This is a genomic window from Streptomyces sp. NPDC002577, from assembly GCF_053594815.1.
In genome coordinates, this window is the sequence record NZ_JBSFWK010000004.1 from 363,110 (window position 1) to 381,184 (window position 18,075).

14 protein-coding genes are annotated in these 18,075 nt (G+C 70.3%); 12 read left to right on the forward strand and 2 right to left on the reverse strand.

All coding sequences use genetic code 11. The annotated features are described in order from the left end of the window. Nucleotides 1-4: 4 nt before the first annotated feature. The 12 genes from ACWD4J_RS09170 (at nt 5) to ACWD4J_RS09225 (ending at nt 15,116) form a co-directional block, all read left to right on the forward strand. Complete coding sequence (locus ACWD4J_RS09170) at nt 5-1,294, forward strand: Gfo/Idh/MocA family protein (RefSeq protein WP_451394660.1); 1,290 nt, start codon at nt 5-7, stop codon at nt 1,292-1,294. An 11-nt stretch (nt 1,295-1,305) separates the two neighbouring features. Next, the gene (locus ACWD4J_RS09175) at nt 1,306-2,319 is read left to right on the forward strand and encodes a sugar phosphate isomerase/epimerase family protein (protein ID WP_451394661.1); all 1,014 of its coding nucleotides are present in this window, start codon (nt 1,306-1,308) and stop codon (nt 2,317-2,319) included. Nucleotides 2,320-2,643: 324 nt separating this feature from the next. Beyond that, nucleotides 2,644-5,139 (forward strand): PQQ-dependent sugar dehydrogenase, encoded by a 2,496-nt coding sequence (locus ACWD4J_RS09180; protein ID WP_451394662.1) that lies wholly within the window; start codon nt 2,644-2,646, stop codon nt 5,137-5,139. Nucleotides 5,140-5,152: 13 nt separating this feature from the next. Continuing rightward, nucleotides 5,153-6,550: a ThuA domain-containing protein gene (locus ACWD4J_RS09185; RefSeq protein ID WP_451394663.1), complete on the forward strand. Its 1,398-nt coding sequence runs from the start codon at nt 5,153-5,155 to the stop codon at nt 6,548-6,550. Between the two features lie 130 nt (nt 6,551-6,680). Next, a complete protein-coding gene (locus ACWD4J_RS09190; protein ID WP_451394664.1) occupies nt 6,681-7,814 on the forward strand; it encodes an inositol-3-phosphate synthase in 1,134 nt (377 codons plus the stop codon). After that, nucleotides 7,811-8,743 (forward strand): SCO3242 family prenyltransferase, encoded by a 933-nt coding sequence (locus tag ACWD4J_RS09195; RefSeq protein WP_451394665.1) that lies wholly within the window; start codon nt 7,811-7,813, stop codon nt 8,741-8,743. The genes ACWD4J_RS09190 and ACWD4J_RS09195 overlap by 4 nt, the downstream gene beginning before the upstream one ends. Continuing rightward, nucleotides 8,740-9,651, forward strand: a complete 912-nt coding sequence (locus tag ACWD4J_RS09200; RefSeq protein WP_451394666.1) for a sugar phosphate isomerase/epimerase family protein — start codon at nt 8,740-8,742, stop codon at nt 9,649-9,651. Before ACWD4J_RS09195 ends, ACWD4J_RS09200 begins: the two co-directional genes overlap by 4 nt. Continuing rightward, nucleotides 9,648-10,331 carry an EboA domain-containing protein gene (locus ACWD4J_RS09205; RefSeq protein ID WP_451394667.1) on the forward strand — a complete coding sequence of 228 codons (684 nt, stop codon included), beginning with the start codon at nt 9,648-9,650 and terminating at the stop codon, nt 10,329-10,331. Before ACWD4J_RS09200 ends, ACWD4J_RS09205 begins: the two co-directional genes overlap by 4 nt. Beyond that, entirely contained in the window at nt 10,331-11,191 is an 861-nt protein-coding gene (locus tag ACWD4J_RS09210) for a TatD family hydrolase (RefSeq protein WP_451394668.1), read from the forward strand. Before ACWD4J_RS09205 ends, ACWD4J_RS09210 begins: the two co-directional genes overlap by 1 nt. A gap of 3 nt (nt 11,192-11,194) precedes the next feature. Further along, complete coding sequence (gene eboE, locus ACWD4J_RS09215; protein ID WP_451394669.1) at nt 11,195-12,364, forward strand: metabolite traffic protein EboE; 1,170 nt, start codon at nt 11,195-11,197, stop codon at nt 12,362-12,364. Continuing rightward, entirely contained in the window at nt 12,361-13,776 is a 1,416-nt protein-coding gene (locus ACWD4J_RS09220) for an alkaline phosphatase family protein (RefSeq protein ID WP_451394670.1), read from the forward strand. The genes eboE and ACWD4J_RS09220 overlap by 4 nt, the downstream gene beginning before the upstream one ends. A gap of 170 nt (nt 13,777-13,946) precedes the next feature. Continuing rightward, the gene (locus ACWD4J_RS09225; RefSeq protein ID WP_451394671.1) at nt 13,947-15,116 is read left to right on the forward strand and encodes a sugar phosphate isomerase/epimerase family protein; all 1,170 of its coding nucleotides are present in this window, start codon (nt 13,947-13,949) and stop codon (nt 15,114-15,116) included. 98 nt (nt 15,117-15,214) lie between these two features. Here ACWD4J_RS09225 and ACWD4J_RS09230 read toward each other — a convergent pair whose 3' ends face one another. Next, nucleotides 15,215-16,621: an OFA family MFS transporter gene (locus ACWD4J_RS09230; RefSeq protein WP_451394672.1), complete on the reverse strand. Its 1,407-nt coding sequence runs from the start codon at nt 16,619-16,621 to the stop codon at nt 15,215-15,217. Nucleotide 16,622: 1 nt separating this feature from the next. Beyond that, entirely contained in the window at nt 16,623-18,011 is a 1,389-nt protein-coding gene (locus ACWD4J_RS09235; protein WP_451394673.1) for an OFA family MFS transporter, read from the reverse strand. Nucleotides 18,012-18,075: the final 64 nt, after the last annotated feature.

An 18,075-nucleotide genomic window follows, 5' to 3' on the forward strand; every position in this document is an offset into this window, starting at 1 on the left:
CCGTATGGGACAGCCGGAGCAGCCTGAGAAGCGACTCGGCGTGGGCATGGTCGGATACGCGTTCATGGGCGCCGCCCACTCCCAGGGCTGGCGCACCGTCGGGCGCGTCTTCGACCTGCCGTGCCGGCCTGAGCTGGCCGCGGTCTGCGGGCGTGACAGGGACGCTGTTCGGTCCGCGGCCGACCGGCTCGGCTGGGCGGCCGCCGAGACCGACTGGCGCGACCTGATAGCCCGAGACGACGTCGATCTCGTCGACATCTGCACACCTGGCGACAGCCATGCGGAGATCGCCATCGCCGCGCTGGCGGCGGGAAAGCACGTGCTGTGCGAGAAACCGCTGGCCAACACCGTCGAGGAGGCCGAGGCCATGGCCGAGGCCGCCGAGCAGGCGTGGGCCCGCGGCCAGGTCGCCATGGTGGGCTTCAACTACCGGCGCCTGCCGGCGACCGCGCTGGCCCGGAAGATGGTCGCCGAGGGCCGACTGGGCGCGCTGCGGCACGTGCGCGTCACGTATCTGCAGGACTGGCTGGTCGATCCGGGCTTCCCGCTCACCTGGCGGCTGCAGCGGGAACTCGCGGGATCGGGGGCGCTCGGCGATCTGGGCGCGCACATCGTCGACCTGGCGCAGCATCTGGCGGGGGAGCCCCTCGTCGGGGTGTCGGCGCTCACCGAGACCTTCGTTCGGGAGCGGCCGCTGCCGGCCGGGGCGTCCTCGGGGCTCAGCGCGGCGGGCGGCAGCGGCGGTGGCGGACTCGGGGCTGTGACGGTCGACGACGCGGCGCTGTTCACCGGCCGCTTCGCCTCGGGGGCGCTCGCCTCCTTCGAAGCCACCCGGTTCGCCTCCGGCCGCAAGAACGCACTGCGTCTGGAACTCAACGGTGAACGCGGCTCGCTCGCCTTCGACCTGGAGCGGCTCAACGAACTGTCCTTCCACGACCACACCGAGCCGGGTGTGAGCGCGGGATTCCGCCGCATCCTCGTCACCGAGCCCGACCATCCGTATCTGGAGGCCTGGTGGCCGCCGGGCCACGGACTCGGCTACGAGCACTCCTTCGTCCACCAGGCCCGCGACCTGGTGACCGCCATCGCCACGGGCGTCGCGCCGCAACCTTCCTTCGCCGACGGGCTGCGGGTGCAGCGTGTGCTGGCGGCGGTGGAGGAGAGCGCGGCGAAGAACGCGGTGTACACGCCCGTCCTGCCGGCGGCAACGGCAACGGCAACGGCAACGGCAACGGCCACGGATTCCGGGTCCGCTGCTCCAGCTCCCCCGGCTTCGTCTGCTTCATCGGTCTAGGAGGCCCCTTCATGCCCCGCGACTTCACACTGTTCACCGGCCAGTGGGCCGACCTGCCGCTCGAGGAGGTCTGCCGGCTCGCCCGCGACTTCGGCTATGACGGCCTCGAACTCGCCTGCTGGGGAGACCACTTCGAGGTCGACAAAGCGCTCACCGACCCGGCGTACGTGAAATCCAGGCGGCAACTCCTCGACAAGTACGGCCTCAAGTGCTGGGCCGTCTCCAACCACCTCGTCGGCCAGGCCGTGTGCGATGCGATCATCGACGAGCGGCACCAGGCGATCCTGCCCGCGCGCATCTGGGGCCACGGCGAGGCCGAGGGCGTACGGCGGCGGGCGGCGGCGGAGATGGCCGACACGGCACGAGCCGCGGCCGCGTTCGGAGTCGACACCGTCATCGGCTTCACCGGGTCGGCGATCTGGCATCTGGTCGCCATGTTCCCGCCCGCCCCCGAGCGGATGATCGAGCGCGGCTACGAGGACTTCGCCGAGCGCTGGAACCCGATTCTGGACGTCTTCGACGCGGAGGGCGTGCGGTTCGCGCACGAGGTGCATCCCAGCGAGATCGCGTACGACTACTGGACCACGCAGCGCGCCCTCGAAGCCGTCGACCGGCGCCCGGCGTTCGGCCTCAACTTCGACCCGAGCCATTTCGTCTGGCAGGACCTGGACCCCGTGGGCTTCCTGTGGGACTTCCGCGACCGCGTCTACCACGTCGACTGCAAGGAGGCCCGCAAGCGGCTGGACGGCCGCAACGGGCGCCTCGGCTCGCATCTGCCCTGGGGCGACCCGCGGCGCGGCTGGGACTTCGTGTCGGCCGGCCACGGCGACGTCCCCTGGGAGGACGTCTTCCGGATGCTGCGCTCCATCGGGTACGAGGGGCCCGTCTCCGTGGAGTGGGAGGACGCGGGCATGGACCGTCTGCAGGGTGCACCCGAGGCCCTGCAGCGCCTGAAGGCCTACGACTTCGAGCCGCCGACCGCGTCCTTCGACGCGGCGTTCGGGAGCGGCGACCAGAGCCGGTAGGTCCTGAAAGGCTCTCTGTCCCCGGCGCGCGATGTGCCGCGCCGGGGCCATCCGGCCTGCCCCGAAACTGGTTTGTCCTTCTGCAGGAAAAAGTGCAACTCCACTCGTGTCCAAGGGGTTTCGGTCACGGGCAAAGGTGGCTAACGTCCCTGAGACAGACGCCTGAGTTGTACACAACAGACTGGCTGTCGGCAGGCGTGCATGCGCACCTGGCTGCGTACGCGTTCGCGACGCGGATCCGCCACACACATCGCTCCGGGGTGACGGCGCACCCCGGCATCCCGCACCCGTCACGTACGACCGGCCCCTTCATGGAGGCACTTCGTGCTCAGGACATCCGGAAACCGCAATCGTCTGAGATTCCGCAAGGCACTCGCACTCCTCACCGGCTCGCTCCTCGCCGGCGCCTCACTCGCCCTCGCCGCACCGCCGGCGGGCGCCGCCGACCCCGGGGCGAACGCGTCGACGACCGCTTCGGCGGCCGCAGCCGCAGAGGACTTCCAGCAGGTCACCCTCGCCAGGGGCGAGCCCGAGGTGGGCGAGCCCATGTCCCTCGCGGTGCTCCCGGACCGCTCGGTCCTGCACACCTCACGCGACGGCGAGCTCCGCATCACCGACGCCGCGGGCAACACCCGCCTCGCCGGCAAACTCGACGTGTACTCGCACGACGAGGAGGGCCTGCAGGGCGTAGGCATCGACCCGGACTTCGCCGACAACCGCTTCGTCTACCTCTACTACGCGCCGCCGCTGGACACCCCGGCGGGCGACGCCCCCGAGACCGGCACCGCCGCCGACTTCGCCAAGTTCGACGGAGTCAACCGGCTCTCCCGCTTCGTGCTGAACACCGACGGGACGCTCGACACCGCCAGCGAGACGAAGATCCTCGACGTCCCGGCCACTCGCGGCATCTGCTGCCACGTCGGCGGCGACATCGACTTCGACGCGGCCGGCAACCTGTACCTGTCGACCGGCGACGACTCCAACCCCTTCCAGTCGGACGGCTACACGCCCATCGACGAGCGCGCGGACCGCAACCCGGCCTTCGACGCCCAGCGCAGCGCCGGCAACACCAACGACCTGCGCGGCAAGATCCTCCGGATCAAGGTGAACGCCGACGGCTCGTACTCCATCCCCGACGGCAACCTCTTCGCGCCCGGCACGGACAAGACGCGGCCCGAGATCTACGCGATGGGCTTCCGCAACCCGTTCCGCTTCAGCGTGGACAAGGCCACCGGCATCCTGTACGTCGGCGACTACGGACCCGACGCGGGAGCCGCCGACCCGGCGCGCGGCCCGGCCGGGCAGGTCGAGTTCGCCCGGGTCACGGGGCCCGGCAACTTCGGCTGGCCCTACTGCACCGGCGACAACGACGCGTACATCGACTACGACTTCGCCACCAAGACGTCCGGTGACGCCTTCGACTGCGATGCCCCCAAGAACACCTCCCCGCACAACACCGGCCTCACCGACCTGCCCCCGGCCCAGCCCGCCTGGATCCCCTACAACGGTCCCTCCGTGCCCGAGTTCGGCGACGGCTCCGAGTCCCCCATGGGCGGACCCGTCTACCACTACGACGCAACGCTCGACTCGCCGGTCAAGTTCCCCGAGGCGTACGACGGCGACTTCTTCGCCGGGGAGTTCGGCCGCCGCTGGATCAAGCGCATCTCGTCGGACGCCGACGGCACCGTGCAGTCCATCGACGACGTCCCGTGGTCCGGCACCCAGGTGATGGACATGGCCTTCGGGCCCGACGGGGCCCTCTACGTCCTGGACTACGGCGTCTCCTGGTTCGGCGGTGACGAGAACTCGGCCCTGTACCGCATCGAGAACGCCACCGACGGGCACTCGCCGACCCCGCAGGCCGCCGCCGACCGCACCTCGGGGCAGGCCTCGCTGAAGGTCCGCTTCTCCTCCAGCGGCACGACCGACGCCGACGGTGACACGCTCACCTACAGCTGGGACTTCGGCGACGGCTCCGCCGCATCCACCGCCGCGAACCCCTCCCACACGTACAAGAAGAACGGCACCTACACGGCGACGCTGACGGCCGAGGACCCGAGCGGACGCACCGGCAGTGCGAGTGTGCAGATCGTGGTCGGCAACACGGCCCCGAAGGTGACCCTTGAACTGCCGGGCGACGGGCAGCTGTTCAGCTTCGGTGACGCCATACCGTTCAAGGTGAAGGTCACCGACCCTGAGGACGGCACCATCGACTGCGCCAAGGTGAAGGTCTCCTTCATCCTCGGGCACGACAGCCACGGACACCCGCTGACCTCGGCGAACGGCTGCACCGGCACCCTCCAGACCAGCGCCGACGGCGGCCATGACGAGGACGCCAACATCTTCGGTGTCATCGACGCCGAGTACACCGACGGCGGTGGCGGCGGTCAGGCCGCGCTGACCGGCCACGACCAGAACGTCCTCCAGCCCAGGCACCGCCAGGCCGAGCACTTCGGCACCTCCGAGGGCATCACGGTCCAGAACCGGACCACCGCCCACGGTGCCAAGACCGTCGGAGACATCAGCAACGGCGACTGGATCGCCTTCCAGCCGTACGTTCTGTCCAACGCAACCAAGATCAGCGCACGGGTCGCCTCCGCCGGCGCAGGCGGCACCCTCGAGCTCCGCGCGGGCTCGGTGAAGGGCAAGCTGCTCGGCACCGCTGCCGTCCCGGCCACCGGCGGCTGGGAGGACTACCAGGACGTCACCGCGGCGCTGAAGGGCGCTCCGGCCGGCACCACCGCGCTCTACCTCGTCTTCAAGGGCGGCAGCGGCGATGCCCTGTACGAGGTGGACGACTTCACCTTCACGACGGAATGAGGGGAGGCCTGACATGCGTGCACGAACTCGACTGGTGACCGCGGCTGCGGGTGCCGCCCTGCTCGTCGGCGCACTGTCCGGGCCGGCCGTCTCGAAGGACGCGGCCCCGGAGAGGCCGGACGTGACCACGGACAAGACCGTGCCGGTCAAGAAGGTACTGGTGTTCTCCAAGACCGCCGGTTTCCGTCACGACTCCATCCCCGACGGCATCGGCGCCGTCCGGGACCTGGGGGCGGCGAACGGCTTCGCGGTGGACGCCACCGAGGACGCCACGGCGTTCGCATCGTCGAACCTGCGGAAGTACGACGCCGTCGTCTTCCTCTCGACGACCGGGGACGTCCTCGACGACGCCCAGCAGTCCGCCTTCGAGGACTACATCCGGCGCGGCGGCGGCTATGTGGGCGTCCACGCCGCCGCGGACACCGAGTACGACTGGCCCTTCTACGGCGGCCTCGCGGGCGCGTACTTCCAGTCGCACCCCGCGATCCAGCCCGCGACCGTGGATGTGGAGGACCGGGCACACCCCGCGACATCGCATCTGGCGGCGGCCTGGGACCGTACGGACGAGTGGTACAACTACCGCTCCAATCCACGGGAACGGGCCCACGTCCTGGCATCGCTCGACGAGTCGTCGTACACCGGCGGCACGATGGCCGGCGACCATCCGATCGCCTGGTGCCAGGACTACGAGGGCGGCCGCGCCTTCTACACCGGGGGCGGCCACACCAAGGAGTCCTACGCCGATCCCGCCTTCCGGCAGCACCTGCTCGGCGGCATCCGCTGGGCCACCGGCTCCGCCCAGGCCGACTGCCGCCCCGAGAACGGCCACACGCCGCTCTTCGACGGTACGCAGACGTCCCTGGACGGCTGGAAGCAGGCGGGACCCGGATCGTTCGAGCTGAACGACGGCACGCTCACCTCCTCCGGGGGCATGGGCATGCTCTGGTACGCGGCCGGGGAGTTCGGGTCGTACTCGCTCAAGCTCGACTGGAAGACGTCCGGGGACGACAACTCGGGGATCTTCGTGGGCTTCCCGGCCTCGGACGACCCCTGGTCGGCCGTGAACAACGGCTACGAGATCCAGATCGACGCCACCGACGTGCCCGAGAAGACGACGGGCTCGGTCTACGGCTTCCAGTCCGCCGACCTCAAGAAGCGGGATCGCGCCCTGAACCCGCCGGGGGAGTGGAACACCTACGAGATCCGCGTCCAGGGCGAGCGGCTGCGCGTCTGGCTCAACGGGGTGAAGATCAACGACTTCACCAACACCGATCCGGCGCGGAGCCTCGAGGACGGTCACATCGGTATCCAGAACCACGGTGCCGACGACCAGGTCTCGTTCCGCGACATCCGGATCAAGGAGCTCGGCGCAGGCAACGAGCTCCGTCGACTGCCCGTGACGGGCGACTAGACGGCGGCGGGCGGGGGACGCCGGACCTCCGCCCGCCGTCACTTCTCCTCACTGCGCCGGTCGGTCACCTGTGCCGCCTGTGTCGCCTCTCTCCTCACTGCCCCCGTCCTTGTCGTCAAGGAGGCTGTCCATGCCCGCCGAACCTTCCGCTCCCCGACCGCGTACCGGCGTGTGGCTCGTCGGAGCGCGCGGTTCGGTGGCCACCACAGTCGTCGCGGGATGTGCCGCCGTTGCCGCCGGTCTGCACCCGGCCACCGGCATGGTGACCGAGACGGCGCCCTTCGCCGACTGCGGCCTGCCGCCGCTCACGTCCCTGGTCTTCGGCGGGCACGACACCGCGGACTGCCCTCTGCCCAAGCGCGCCGAGGCGCTGGTCGCCGGGGGAGTCCTGCCGCACGGGCTGCCCTCGGCGGTGCACGGCGAACTGGCCGCGGCCGACCGGGAGATCCGCACCGGCGGACCACTGCCCGGCGACACCCGCTCCGACGAGGAACTCGTCGAGTCCTTCGCAGCCGACATACAGGATTTCGTACGCCGGGGCGGTCTGGCCCGCGCCGTCGTGGTGAACGTCGCGTCGACGGAGCCGGTGGCCACCGGGTCCGGCGCCGGTCTGCCCGCCAGCTCCCTGTACGCGGCGGCGTCACTGCAGGCGGGCTGTCCGTACGTCAACTTCACCCCCTCGACGGGCCTGCACCACCCCTCACTGCGCGCGGCGGCCTCCTGCTCCGGCCTGCCGTACGCGGGACGCGACGGCAAGACAGGGCAGACGCTGCTGCGGTCGGTACTGGGACCGATGTTCGCTCAGCGTGCGCTGGCCGTACGTGCCTGGTCGGGGACCAATCTGCTGGGCGGCGGTGACGGCGCGGCTCTGGCCGACCCCGGTGCGGCCGCCGCGAAGAACGCCGGCAAGGAACGCGTCCTCACCGACACCCTCGGCTCCGCCCCCGAAGGCGAGGTGCACATCGACGACGTACCGGCCCTCGGCGACTGGAAGACCGCCTGGGACCACATCGCCTTCGACGGCTTTCTCGGCTCCCGGATGGTGCTCCAGACCACCTGGCAGGGCTGCGACTCCGCCCTCGCGGCACCCCTCGTACTCGACCTGGCCCGCCTGACCGCCCGCGCCCACGAGACAGGCCTGTCCGGGGCCCTGCCGGAGCTCGGTTTCTACTTCAAGGATCCGGACCCGGGCTCGCCGTCGGCACTCGCGGAGCAGTACTCGGCGCTGGTGGAGTTCGCCGGACGGCTGCGGGGAGCGCGATGAGCCCGCAACCCGCTGCCGTCGCCCTGGCCTGGGCGGAACTCCTCCGTGTGCCGGCACTGTTCACGGTGCCGGGCGACGCCCTCGCCGGCGCCGCCGCGGCCGGCGCCCGGCCCGATCGCCGCACGCTTCTCGCCATCGGTTCCTCCCTGTGTCTGTACGAGGCGGGCATGGCCCTCAACGACTGGGCCGACCGCGCCGAGGACGCCGTGGAGCGCCCGCACCGCCCGCTGCCGTCCGGCCGCATCAGCCCCGGCGCGGCGCTGGCGGCGGCGGGCGGCCTCACCGTCGCCGGCCTGGCCCTGGCCGCGCGCGCCGGACGGCCCGCACTGGCGGTCGCCGGGACGCTGGCCACCACGGTCTGGGCCTACGACCTGTGGCTGAAGCGAACGGCCGCAGGCCCGGCGGCCATGGCGGCGGCCCGGGGCCTGGACCTGGCCCTGGGTGCGGCGGCGACGGTACCGCCACTGCGACCGCGTGACCGAGGAGACCGCGGCGTTCCTGACGGCCGATGGCGCGCAGCCCTGCCCTCGGCGATGGTCCTCGGCGCACACACCCTCGCGGTGACGGCCGTGTCCCGCCATGAGGCACAGGGCGGTTCCTCCTCGGCACCGCTCGGGGCGCTGGCGACGACGCTGCTGCTGGCGTGGACAGCCGGTCGCAGCACCGCTCGCACCGCCCCGAGAAGCGCGACCGCCCTCCAGAGCGCCCTGGGCGCGGCCTATGCCGCAACCGCCACCCGCCCCCTTCTCCACGCCGCCCTCAACCCGTCTCCGCCGCTCACACAACGGGCCGTCGGAAGCGGCATCCGAGCCATGATCCCGCTCCAGGCAGCGCTCGCCGCACGGCGCGGCGGACTCCGCGGCGCCCTGCTGACCGCCGCCTTGGCCCCGGCCGCCCGGGCGTTCGCACGGAAGGTGAGCGTGACATGAGCCCAACCACTCTCCGCTTCGGCTACGGCACCAACGGCCTCACCGACCTGCGGCTCGCCGACGCCCTCGCTCTGCTCGCCGACCTCGGATACGACGGTGTCGGGCTGACCCTCGACCACATGCACCTGGACCCGCTCGCCCCCGGCCTGGCCGCGCGCACCCAGGAGGTGGCGCGCCGTCTGGACCGGCACGGGCTGGGCGTGACGATCGAAACCGGCGCCCGGTATGTGCTCGACCCGCGCCGCAAGCACGGCCCCTCCCTCCTCGACCCGGACCCGGCCGGTCGTGCCGCACGCACCCGCCTGCTGATACTCGCCGTCCGGATCGCCGCCGACCTCGGTGCGCACGCGGTGCACTGCTTCAGCGGCGTCCCACCCGCGGACACGCCGGACGACCTCGCCTGGCAACGGCTCACCGAGGCGTTCCGCCCCGTACTGGACGCCGCCACCGCCGCGGGGATACCGCTCGCCGTCGAACCCGAGCCCGGCCACCTCGTCGCCACACTCGCCGACTTCCACCGCCTGCGGCAGGCACTCGGCAGTCCCGACGCCCTCGGCCTCACCCTCGACATCGGCCACTGCCAATGCCTGGAACCGGACCCACCGGCCGAGTGCATCCGGGCCGCCGCACCCTGGCTGCGGCACGTCCAGATCGAGGACATGCGCCGCGGCGTTCATGAACACCTCCCGTTCGGGGACGGGGAGATCGACTTCCCGCCCGTACTCGAAGCCCTCGCCGCCACCGGCTACCAGGGACTGACCGTCGTCGAACTGCCCCGCCACTCCCACGCAGGCCCACGCCTCGCCGAGGAGTCACTCCACTTCCTGCGCCGCGCCTGCCCCGGCCCAGCAGGGACTGCCCCGGTCGCGCGGGCCGGCGAGGCCGCACTGGAAGGGAGCCAGCCGTGACGCACCACCCCGCCCACTCGGCCCACCCACTCCACACCCGGCTCGACGCCACGCTCGACGGCGGCGCCCGGGCCTGGCTCGACCAGGCACTCGCCGAGGCCGCCACCCACCATGACGATGCTCCCCAAGGCGGTGTCCCCGAGTGGGAGTTGCGCTTCGCCGAGGCAGGGCGGCGCTGCGGCCCCGAGTACGCCGACGCCGTCCGCCTTCTCCTCCTGCATGCCGCAGGTGCCGGCCTTGCCACTCTCCACCGCATCTACGCCCAGGGCGCCGCCGCCGAACGCCGCGCCGTCCTGCACGCACTGCCCCACCTCGTCGCCGGCCCCCAGGCCCTGCCGCTCGTCGAGGACGCCCTGCGCACCAACGACACGCGCCTGGTCGCCGCCGCCGTGGGCCCGTATGCCGCCGAGCACCTGGACGCCCACAACTGGCGGCACGCCGTCCTCAAGTGCCTGTTCACCGGTGTCTCCGTGGACGCGGTGGCCGGCCTGGCGGAGCGCGCCCGAGCCGATGCCGAACTGGCTCGCATGCTCCACGACTACGCGGACGAACGAACCGCCGCCGGCCGCCCCTTACCCGAGGACCTGCACCGCGTCCTGTCACTGGCCGGCCGCTTGCACTCAGCCCTTTCGACCGCCCCCTCGGCCCCGTCCACAGCTTCGACCGGCGAGGAGTCCTGATGCGCATCTTCGACCCCCACATCCATATGACGTCACGGACCACCGACGACTACGAGGCCATGTACGCGGCGGGCGTACGCGCCGTCGTCGAGCCCTCCTTCTGGCTGGGCCAGCCCCGCACCTCGCCGGCCTCCTTCGTCGACTACTTCGACTCCCTCCTCGGCTGGGAACCCTTCCGCGCCGCCCAGTACGGCATCGCCCACCACTGCACCCTCGCCCTCAACCCCAAGGAGGCGAACGACCCTCGCTGCACGCCCGTCCTCGACGTGCTGCCCCGGTATCTCGTCAAGGACAACGTGGTCGCCGTCGGTGAGATCGGCTATGACTCCATGACGCCCGCCGAGGACACCGCACTCGCCGCCCAGCTCCAGCTCGCCGCCGACCACGAGCTGCCGGCCCTCGTCCACACACCGCACCGCGACAAGCTCGCCGGGCTGCGCCGCACCCTCGACGTCGTCCGCGAGTCCGCCCTGCCGCCCGAGCGGGTGCTCATCGACCACCTCAACGAGACCACCGTCAAGGAGGCCAAGGACGCCGGCTGCTGGCTCGGCTTCTCCGTCTATCCCGACACCAAGATGGACGAGGAGCGGATGGTCGCGGTCCTGGAGCGGTACGGGCCCGAGAAGGTACTCGTCAACTCCGCGGCGGACTGGGGAAGAAGCGACCCCCTCAAGACCCGCAAGGTGGGCGACGCCCTGCTCAAGGCCGGGTTCGGCGAGGACCAAGTCGACCAGGTGCTGTGGCGCAACCCCGTGGCCTTCTACGGGCTCAGCGGCCGCCTCACCCTCGATGTCCCGCACCCCGGCGCCACCCACGAAGGCAACTCCGTCCTGCGCGGCACCCCGAAGACGGAGGCGTGAGCCATGCGGTTCCGGCATCCCGACGGCTCCACCGTCCACCTTGCCTACTGCACCAACGTCCACCCCGCCGAGACGCTCCACGGCGTCCTCGCCCAACTGCGCGACCACTGCGAACCCGTCCGCAAGCGTCTCGGCCGCGACCGGCTCGGCATCGGCCTGTGGCTTGCCAGGGACGCCGCCCGGGCTCTGGTCACCGACCCGGCGGCGCTGCGCGGGCTGCGCACCGAACTCGACCGGCGCGGCCTGGAAGTGGTCACCCTCAACGGTTTCCCATATGAAGGATTCGGTGCCGCGGAGGTCAAGTACCGCGTCTACAAGCCGGACTGGGCCGACCCCGAGCGCCTCGGCCACACCACGGACCTGGCGCGCCTGCTCGCCCAGCTGCTGCCCGACGACGTCACCGAGGGCAGCATCTCCACGCTGCCGATCGCCTGGCGCACCGCATATGACACACACCGTGCCGAGACCGCGCACGCTGCACTCCGCACCCTCGCCGAACGACTCGACGCCCTCGAGGAGCTCACCGGCCGCTCCATCCGCATCGGCCTCGAGCCCGAGCCCGGGTGCATCGTCGAGACCACGGGTGACGCGATCGCGCCCCTCACCGCGGTCGGCCACGACCGCATCGGTGTCTGCGTCGACACCTGCCATCTCGCCACCTCCTTCGAAGACCCGCACACTGCGCTGGACGAGCTCGGAGCAGCCCGCATACCCATCGTCAAATCCCAGCTCTCCGCCGCACTCCACGCCGAACACCCCCATCTCCCCGACGTACGGCAAGCCCTCACCGCCTTCGCCGAACCCCGCTTCCTCCACCAGACCCGCGCCCGCACCCCCGCCGCACTGCACGGCACCGACGACCTCGGCGAGGCCCTCGCCGGTGATGGGCTGCCCGAACAGACCCCGTGGCGCGCCCACTTCCACGTTCCCCTGCACGCGGCCCCCGCCGCGCCACTCACCTCCACTCTTCCCGTGCTCCAGGACACGCTGGCCCGGCTGGTCGGCGGCCCGCACCCACTGACCAGCCACCTCGAAGTCGAGACCTACACCTGGGCGACCCTCCCGCCCGAGCTGCGCCCACACACCCGGGCCCAGCTCGCCGACGGCATCGCCGCCGAACTCACCCTCGCCCGCGACCTCCTGACGGACCTCGGCCTGAAGGAACTCCCGTGACGCACCCCCTCGGTTCCGACGCCCGGCAACAACGCCCCAGCCCGACTCCTCTCCTCGTCCTCGACGTCGTGGGTCTCACCCCTCGCCTCCTCGAGCACATGCCCCGCCTCAGGGCGCTGGGCCGGGCCGGCTCCCAGGCCGCGCTCGACACCGTCCTGCCCGCCGTCACCTGCACGGCCCAGTCGACCTTTCTCACCGGCACCACACCTGCCGAACACGGCATCGTCGGCAACGGGTGGTACTTCCGCGAACTCGGCGACGTACTGCTGTGGCGCCAGCACAACGGTCTCGTCGCCGGAGACAAAGTGTGGGACGCCGCCCGCCGCGCCCACCCCGGCTACACGGTCGCCAATATCTGCTGGTGGTACGCCATGGGCGCAGACACCGACATCACCGTCACCCCCCGTCCTGTCTACTACGCAGACGGCCGCAAGGAACCCGACTGCTACACCCGGCCCCCGGCCCTGCACGACGAACTCACCGAGAAATTCGGCACCTTCCCGCTCTTCCACTTCTGGGGACCGGGCGCCGACCTCGTCTCCAGCCAGTGGATCATCGACGCCACCCGGCACATCACCAGCACCCGTCGCCCCGACCTGACCCTGTGCTACCTCCCCCACCTCGACTACGACCTGCAGCGCCACGGCCCCGACGATCCCCGCTCACACCAGGCCGCCGCCGATCTCGACCAGGCTCTCGCCCCCCTCCTCGACGACGCGCGCGCCCAGGGCCGCACCGTCGTAGCCCTCTCCGAGTACGGCATCACCCGCGTCAGCCGCCCCGTCGACATCAACCGCGCCCTGCGCCGGGCGGGCCTCCTGGAAGTACACACCCAGGACGGCATGGAATACCTCGACCCGATGGCCTCGCGTGCCTTCGCCGTCGCGGACCACCAGCTCGCCCACGTATACGTCCGCCGGCCCGAGGACCTCGACGCCACCCGCGCAGCACTCCAGGACTTGCCCGGCATCGACCGGCTCCTCGACGACGAGGGCAAGAAGGCACACCACCTCGACCATCCCCGCGCAGGCGAGCTGGTCGCCGTCGCCGAGCCGGACGCCTGGTTCACGTACTACTACTGGCTCGACGACGACCGCGCCCCCGACTTCGCGCAGCTCGTCGAGATCCACCGCAAACCCGGCTACGACCCCGCCGAGCTCTTCATGGACCCCCTCGACCCCTACGTCAGGGTCAAGGCGGCCGGAGCGCTGGCCCGCAAGAAACTCGGCATGCGCTACCGCATGGCGGTCGTGCCCCTGGACCCCTCACCTATTCGAGGCAGCCACGGCCGCCTCCCCGCGAGCGACGACGAAGGTCCGCTCATCATGTGCTCCACCCCCCGCGCCTTCGGCGGCCGCATCGCGGCCACCGATGTGAAATCCCTGCTGCTCGCCTTGGCCGGCCTCGTATGACGAGCAACTGAGCAACTGCAGAAAGTGAAACACGCGCCACTGACAACGCGTCCGGCACGCGGAAGGCCGGCAGAGCGATCAGCATCCGTTCGACCCGAGCACCGACCCGAACACGAACCCGCACACCGCCCCGAACACCGACCCGCACACCGACTCGAAAGAGAGTGACCGTGACCGCGTTCAACGATGAATCCGGAACCGGCGACGCCCTGCGTCGCGCTCTCGGCGTCAGCCGCCGCCGCTTCCTGAGCACCTGCACCGCCGCCGCGACCGCGGCGATAGCCGCGCCCGTCTTCGGCGCCGCACCAGCCCTGGCTCAGGACACTCAGGACCAGGGAAGAGGCGACGACCGGGGCGGAGACGTCCTCGTGCCCGCCGACAAGCGCGGAATCATCCTCTACACCGTCCGTGATGCGACGGGCCGCGACCCACTCTCCACCGACCTGCCCTCCGGCTTCCGGGAGGTCTTCAAGGAGCTCGCGCGATACGGCTACCGCCAGGTGGAGTTCGCTGGATACAACCAGCACGCCAACGCCCCGGGCGGTGCCGGCCTGGAGTCGGTCGAGGGCGCGAAGCTGCTGCGCTCCTGGCTCGACGAGTACGGTCTCAGGGCGCAGGGCAACCACGGCTTCATTCCGCCCTCCTGGCCGCTCACCACATCCGACCTGGACACCTTCAAGAAGCACCTGGAAATCGCCAACATCCTCGGCATGGCGCACATGGGCACCGGCGGCGACCCCACAGGCAGCGCCTACCGGGCCGACTGGGACGTGGCCGCCGACAAGTGGAACGCGCTCGGGGAGATCGCCCGCCGCGAGGGCATCAAGCTGTACACCCACAACCACGACGCGGCCTACGGCTTCCTGATCGACGGAGGCCCGCTGGACGACCAGGGCCGTCCGACCCGCAGCTCCGGAATCCGCAAGCTCGAGTACTTCCTCCAGATGACCGATCCGCAGGTCGTCTGGCTGGAGATGGACATCTTCTGGGCGCACGTCGCCCAGTACAAGTTCCACACCTACACGGCCCACGACGGCTCGGCGCAGGAGAACGTCTTCGATCCGGCGGGGCTCGTCGCCCGCAACAACAAGCGCTACCCGCTTTTCCACGCCAAGGACGGCACCGTCAACACCACGAACGGGATGGGCTACGACATGGTCCCGTTCGGTACCGGCGTCATCGACTACACCACGTTCTTCTCGCGCGTCGGCGCCAGGAACTACCACAACCCGATGGTCGAGCAGGACAACGCCCCGAGCTCCACCGACCTGGGGCAGTCGTTGCGGCACGCGAAGATCGGTTATGACAACCTCGCGGGCCTGCGCAAGCAGCGCGGCTAGCCGAGCATCGCTGGTCCGGAAACAGATCAGGCGGCCCTCCCCACGATGCTGCGTGGGGAGGGCCGCCTGATCTGTCGCCGTGTGCCGAACGGGCCCTCTCAGCCCGCCGGTTGTGCCTGCGGAGTCCGGGTGGCTCCCGTGCTGCGCCCCGGCTGCCTCAGAAGCAGGGCGATCGCCGCGGCCACCATCGAGACCCCGCCGGCCAGCGCGTACGCCCCGTTGTAGCCCCAGGCCGCGACCACCATCGAGCCGAGCCCGCCGCCGAAGAGGCCGCTGATCAGTTTGCCGCTGTACACCAGGCCGTAGTTGGTGGAGTTGTAGTTCTCCCCGAAGTAGTCCGGGGTCAGGGCCGCGAACATCGGGTAGAAGGCGCCGCCGCCGAATCCGGAGAGGAACGCGAAGAACAGGAACAGCCATTCGTTCCTGACGTCCCCCGCCCAGATCACGCCGAACTGGGCGAGTCCCAGGACCACGATGACGAACACCAGGGTCAGCTTGCGGCCCCACAGATCGGACAGCCAGCCCACCACGGCCCGGCCGATGCCGTTGATGACCGCCATGATGCCCATCGACGACGCCGCCACCAGCGGACCGAATCCCACCTCCTTGGCGAAGTCGACCTGGAAGGAGATACCGAAGATCGACACACCCGCGGTCATGACGAGAGTGATCCACATCAGGGGGAGCACGCCGCTTCTGATGGCCTCCTTGGGCGTGTACTGCTTCACCGCGGGAGGGTTCTTGGCGAGACCGGCGGAGCTCTTGCTGTTGCCGGCGTGCGTCAGCGGGTCGATGTCCGCCGGCCACCAGTTCTTCGGTGGATCCTTGAAGAAGAACGCGCAGGACAGCACGACGGTCATCACGTAGCAGCCGATCAGGTCCAGCACCCGGTGGTAGTTCGCGGTGTCGAACGCGTAGTTGAAGATGAAGATGAACGGCAGCGAGCCGTAGGCGAATCCGCCGTTGACGAAGCCGGTCTTGGCGCCGCGGCGCTCGGGGAACCACTTGCCGACCATGTTGATGCAGGTCGCGTAGACCAGGCCGGAACCGATACCGCCGATGACGCCGAATCCCAGGATCGCCAGGAGGACGTTGCTCAGGTGCGACAGGGCGAGGAAGCCGACGACGCACATGCCGGAACCGACGTACATGGCCTGGCGGGCCGTCAGGATGCCCTTCTCCCGCAGCCAACCCGCGGGGAAGGCGATGCCGGCCTGGAAGAAGACCCAGACGCTGAGGATCCAGAAGGTGTTGCTCTGCGTCCAGCCGTGTGCGTGGGACAGGGTGTCCTCGGCCGAGCCGTACGCGTACTCGAACACGCTGATGGCCATCATGGCGATCCACGGCAGATACACCATGAACTTGCGCGAGTGGCCGAGGATGTCCCGGTCCGTCTCGCCGATGCGGTAGACGCGGCCGCGAGGGTCGGTCACTTCACGGTACGACCGGTTCGTGCCGTCGGTGCGCGCCGATACGCCGTTCGATGTGACGGGGTCTGCCGTCATGTCACGCCATCTCCTCGCCGATCGGGTGCGGGTTGGGTGCGATGCGCCGGGCGCGCGGCCTGCCGGGTGCCTTCAGGAACAGCGCGAGGACGGCCGAGGCGAGACCGATGGAGCCTGCGATGACGAACGCGCCCTCGTAGTCCCAGGCGCCGACGACCACGGCGCCCATGCCCGAGCCGAGCAGGCCGGAGATCAGCTTCGAGCTGTAGACCATGCCGTAGTTGGTGGCGTTGTTGTTCTCTCCGAAGTAGTCGGCGGTCATTGCGGCGAACAGCGGGAAGATGGCGCCGCCGCCGAACCCCGAGATCATGGAGCAGATCAGGAAGAACGGCATGCTGCCCATGGAGCCCGAGACCAGCACGCCGAACTGGGCGGAGCCCAGCACGATACAGACGATGATGAGCGTGTTGCGGCGTCCGTACCGGTCGGAGATCCAGCCGATGACGCCCCGCCCCGTGCCGTTGACGATGGCCTTCAGGGACATGGCCGTGGCCACGATCCCGCCCGCGAAACCCATGTCCTTGCCGAAGGGCACCTGGAACGCGATACCGAAGATGTTGATTCCGGCCGTGCAGAGCAGACAGAACCACATCATCCAGAGCACGGGTGTGCGGGCGGCCTCCCTGGGTGTGTACTGCTTGACCGCCGGCGGGTTCTTCTCCAGCGCCCGCCGGATCTTCGGGTCGTCGGTCACCCTGAGCGGATCGACGTGCGAGGGCCACCAGTTCTTCGGCGGGTCCTTGAAGAACCAGCCGGCCGTGGCCACCACGATGCACAGCCCGATGCCGACGGTGGTCAGCACGACCTGGTAGTTGCTCAGGTCCATGTACGAGGTGAAGAGAAAGACGAACGGCACGGACCCGTACGCGAAACCGCCGTTGACGAAGCCCGTCTTGCCGCCCTTGCGCTCGGGATACCACTTGCCGACCATGTTCACGCAGGTCGCGTAGACGAGGCCGGCGCCGATGCCGCTGCACATGCCGAAGCCGAGATAGGCGACGATGACGTGCGGCGAATATGCGAGTGCCACATAGCCGAGCAGGGTGCCCAGCGCGCCGAGCAGCATCGCCGTCCGGGCGGGCAGCCGTCCGCTCTCGCGCAACTGCCCCGCGGGGAAGGCCACGGCCGCCTGGAAGAACACCCAGACGCCCATCAGCCAGAAGATGTGCCCGCTGCTCCACAGATGCGCCTCGTGGAGCGTGTCCTCCGCCGACGTGAACGCGTACTCGGCGGAACTGATGCCCATCATGCCCACCCAAGGCAGGATGACCATCCATTTGCGTGTACGGCCCATGATGTCGACGTCGGTCTCGCCGATCCGGTACACGCGGCCGTTGCGGTCCGTCACCTCCCTGTAGGGGACGGACACCGAGAGGTCGGTGGTTGTCATGTCGTATGCACCCCTTGCGTCGAAAGATCTGGCCAGCGCCCCCTGTCCAATGCCTTTCGTGTGC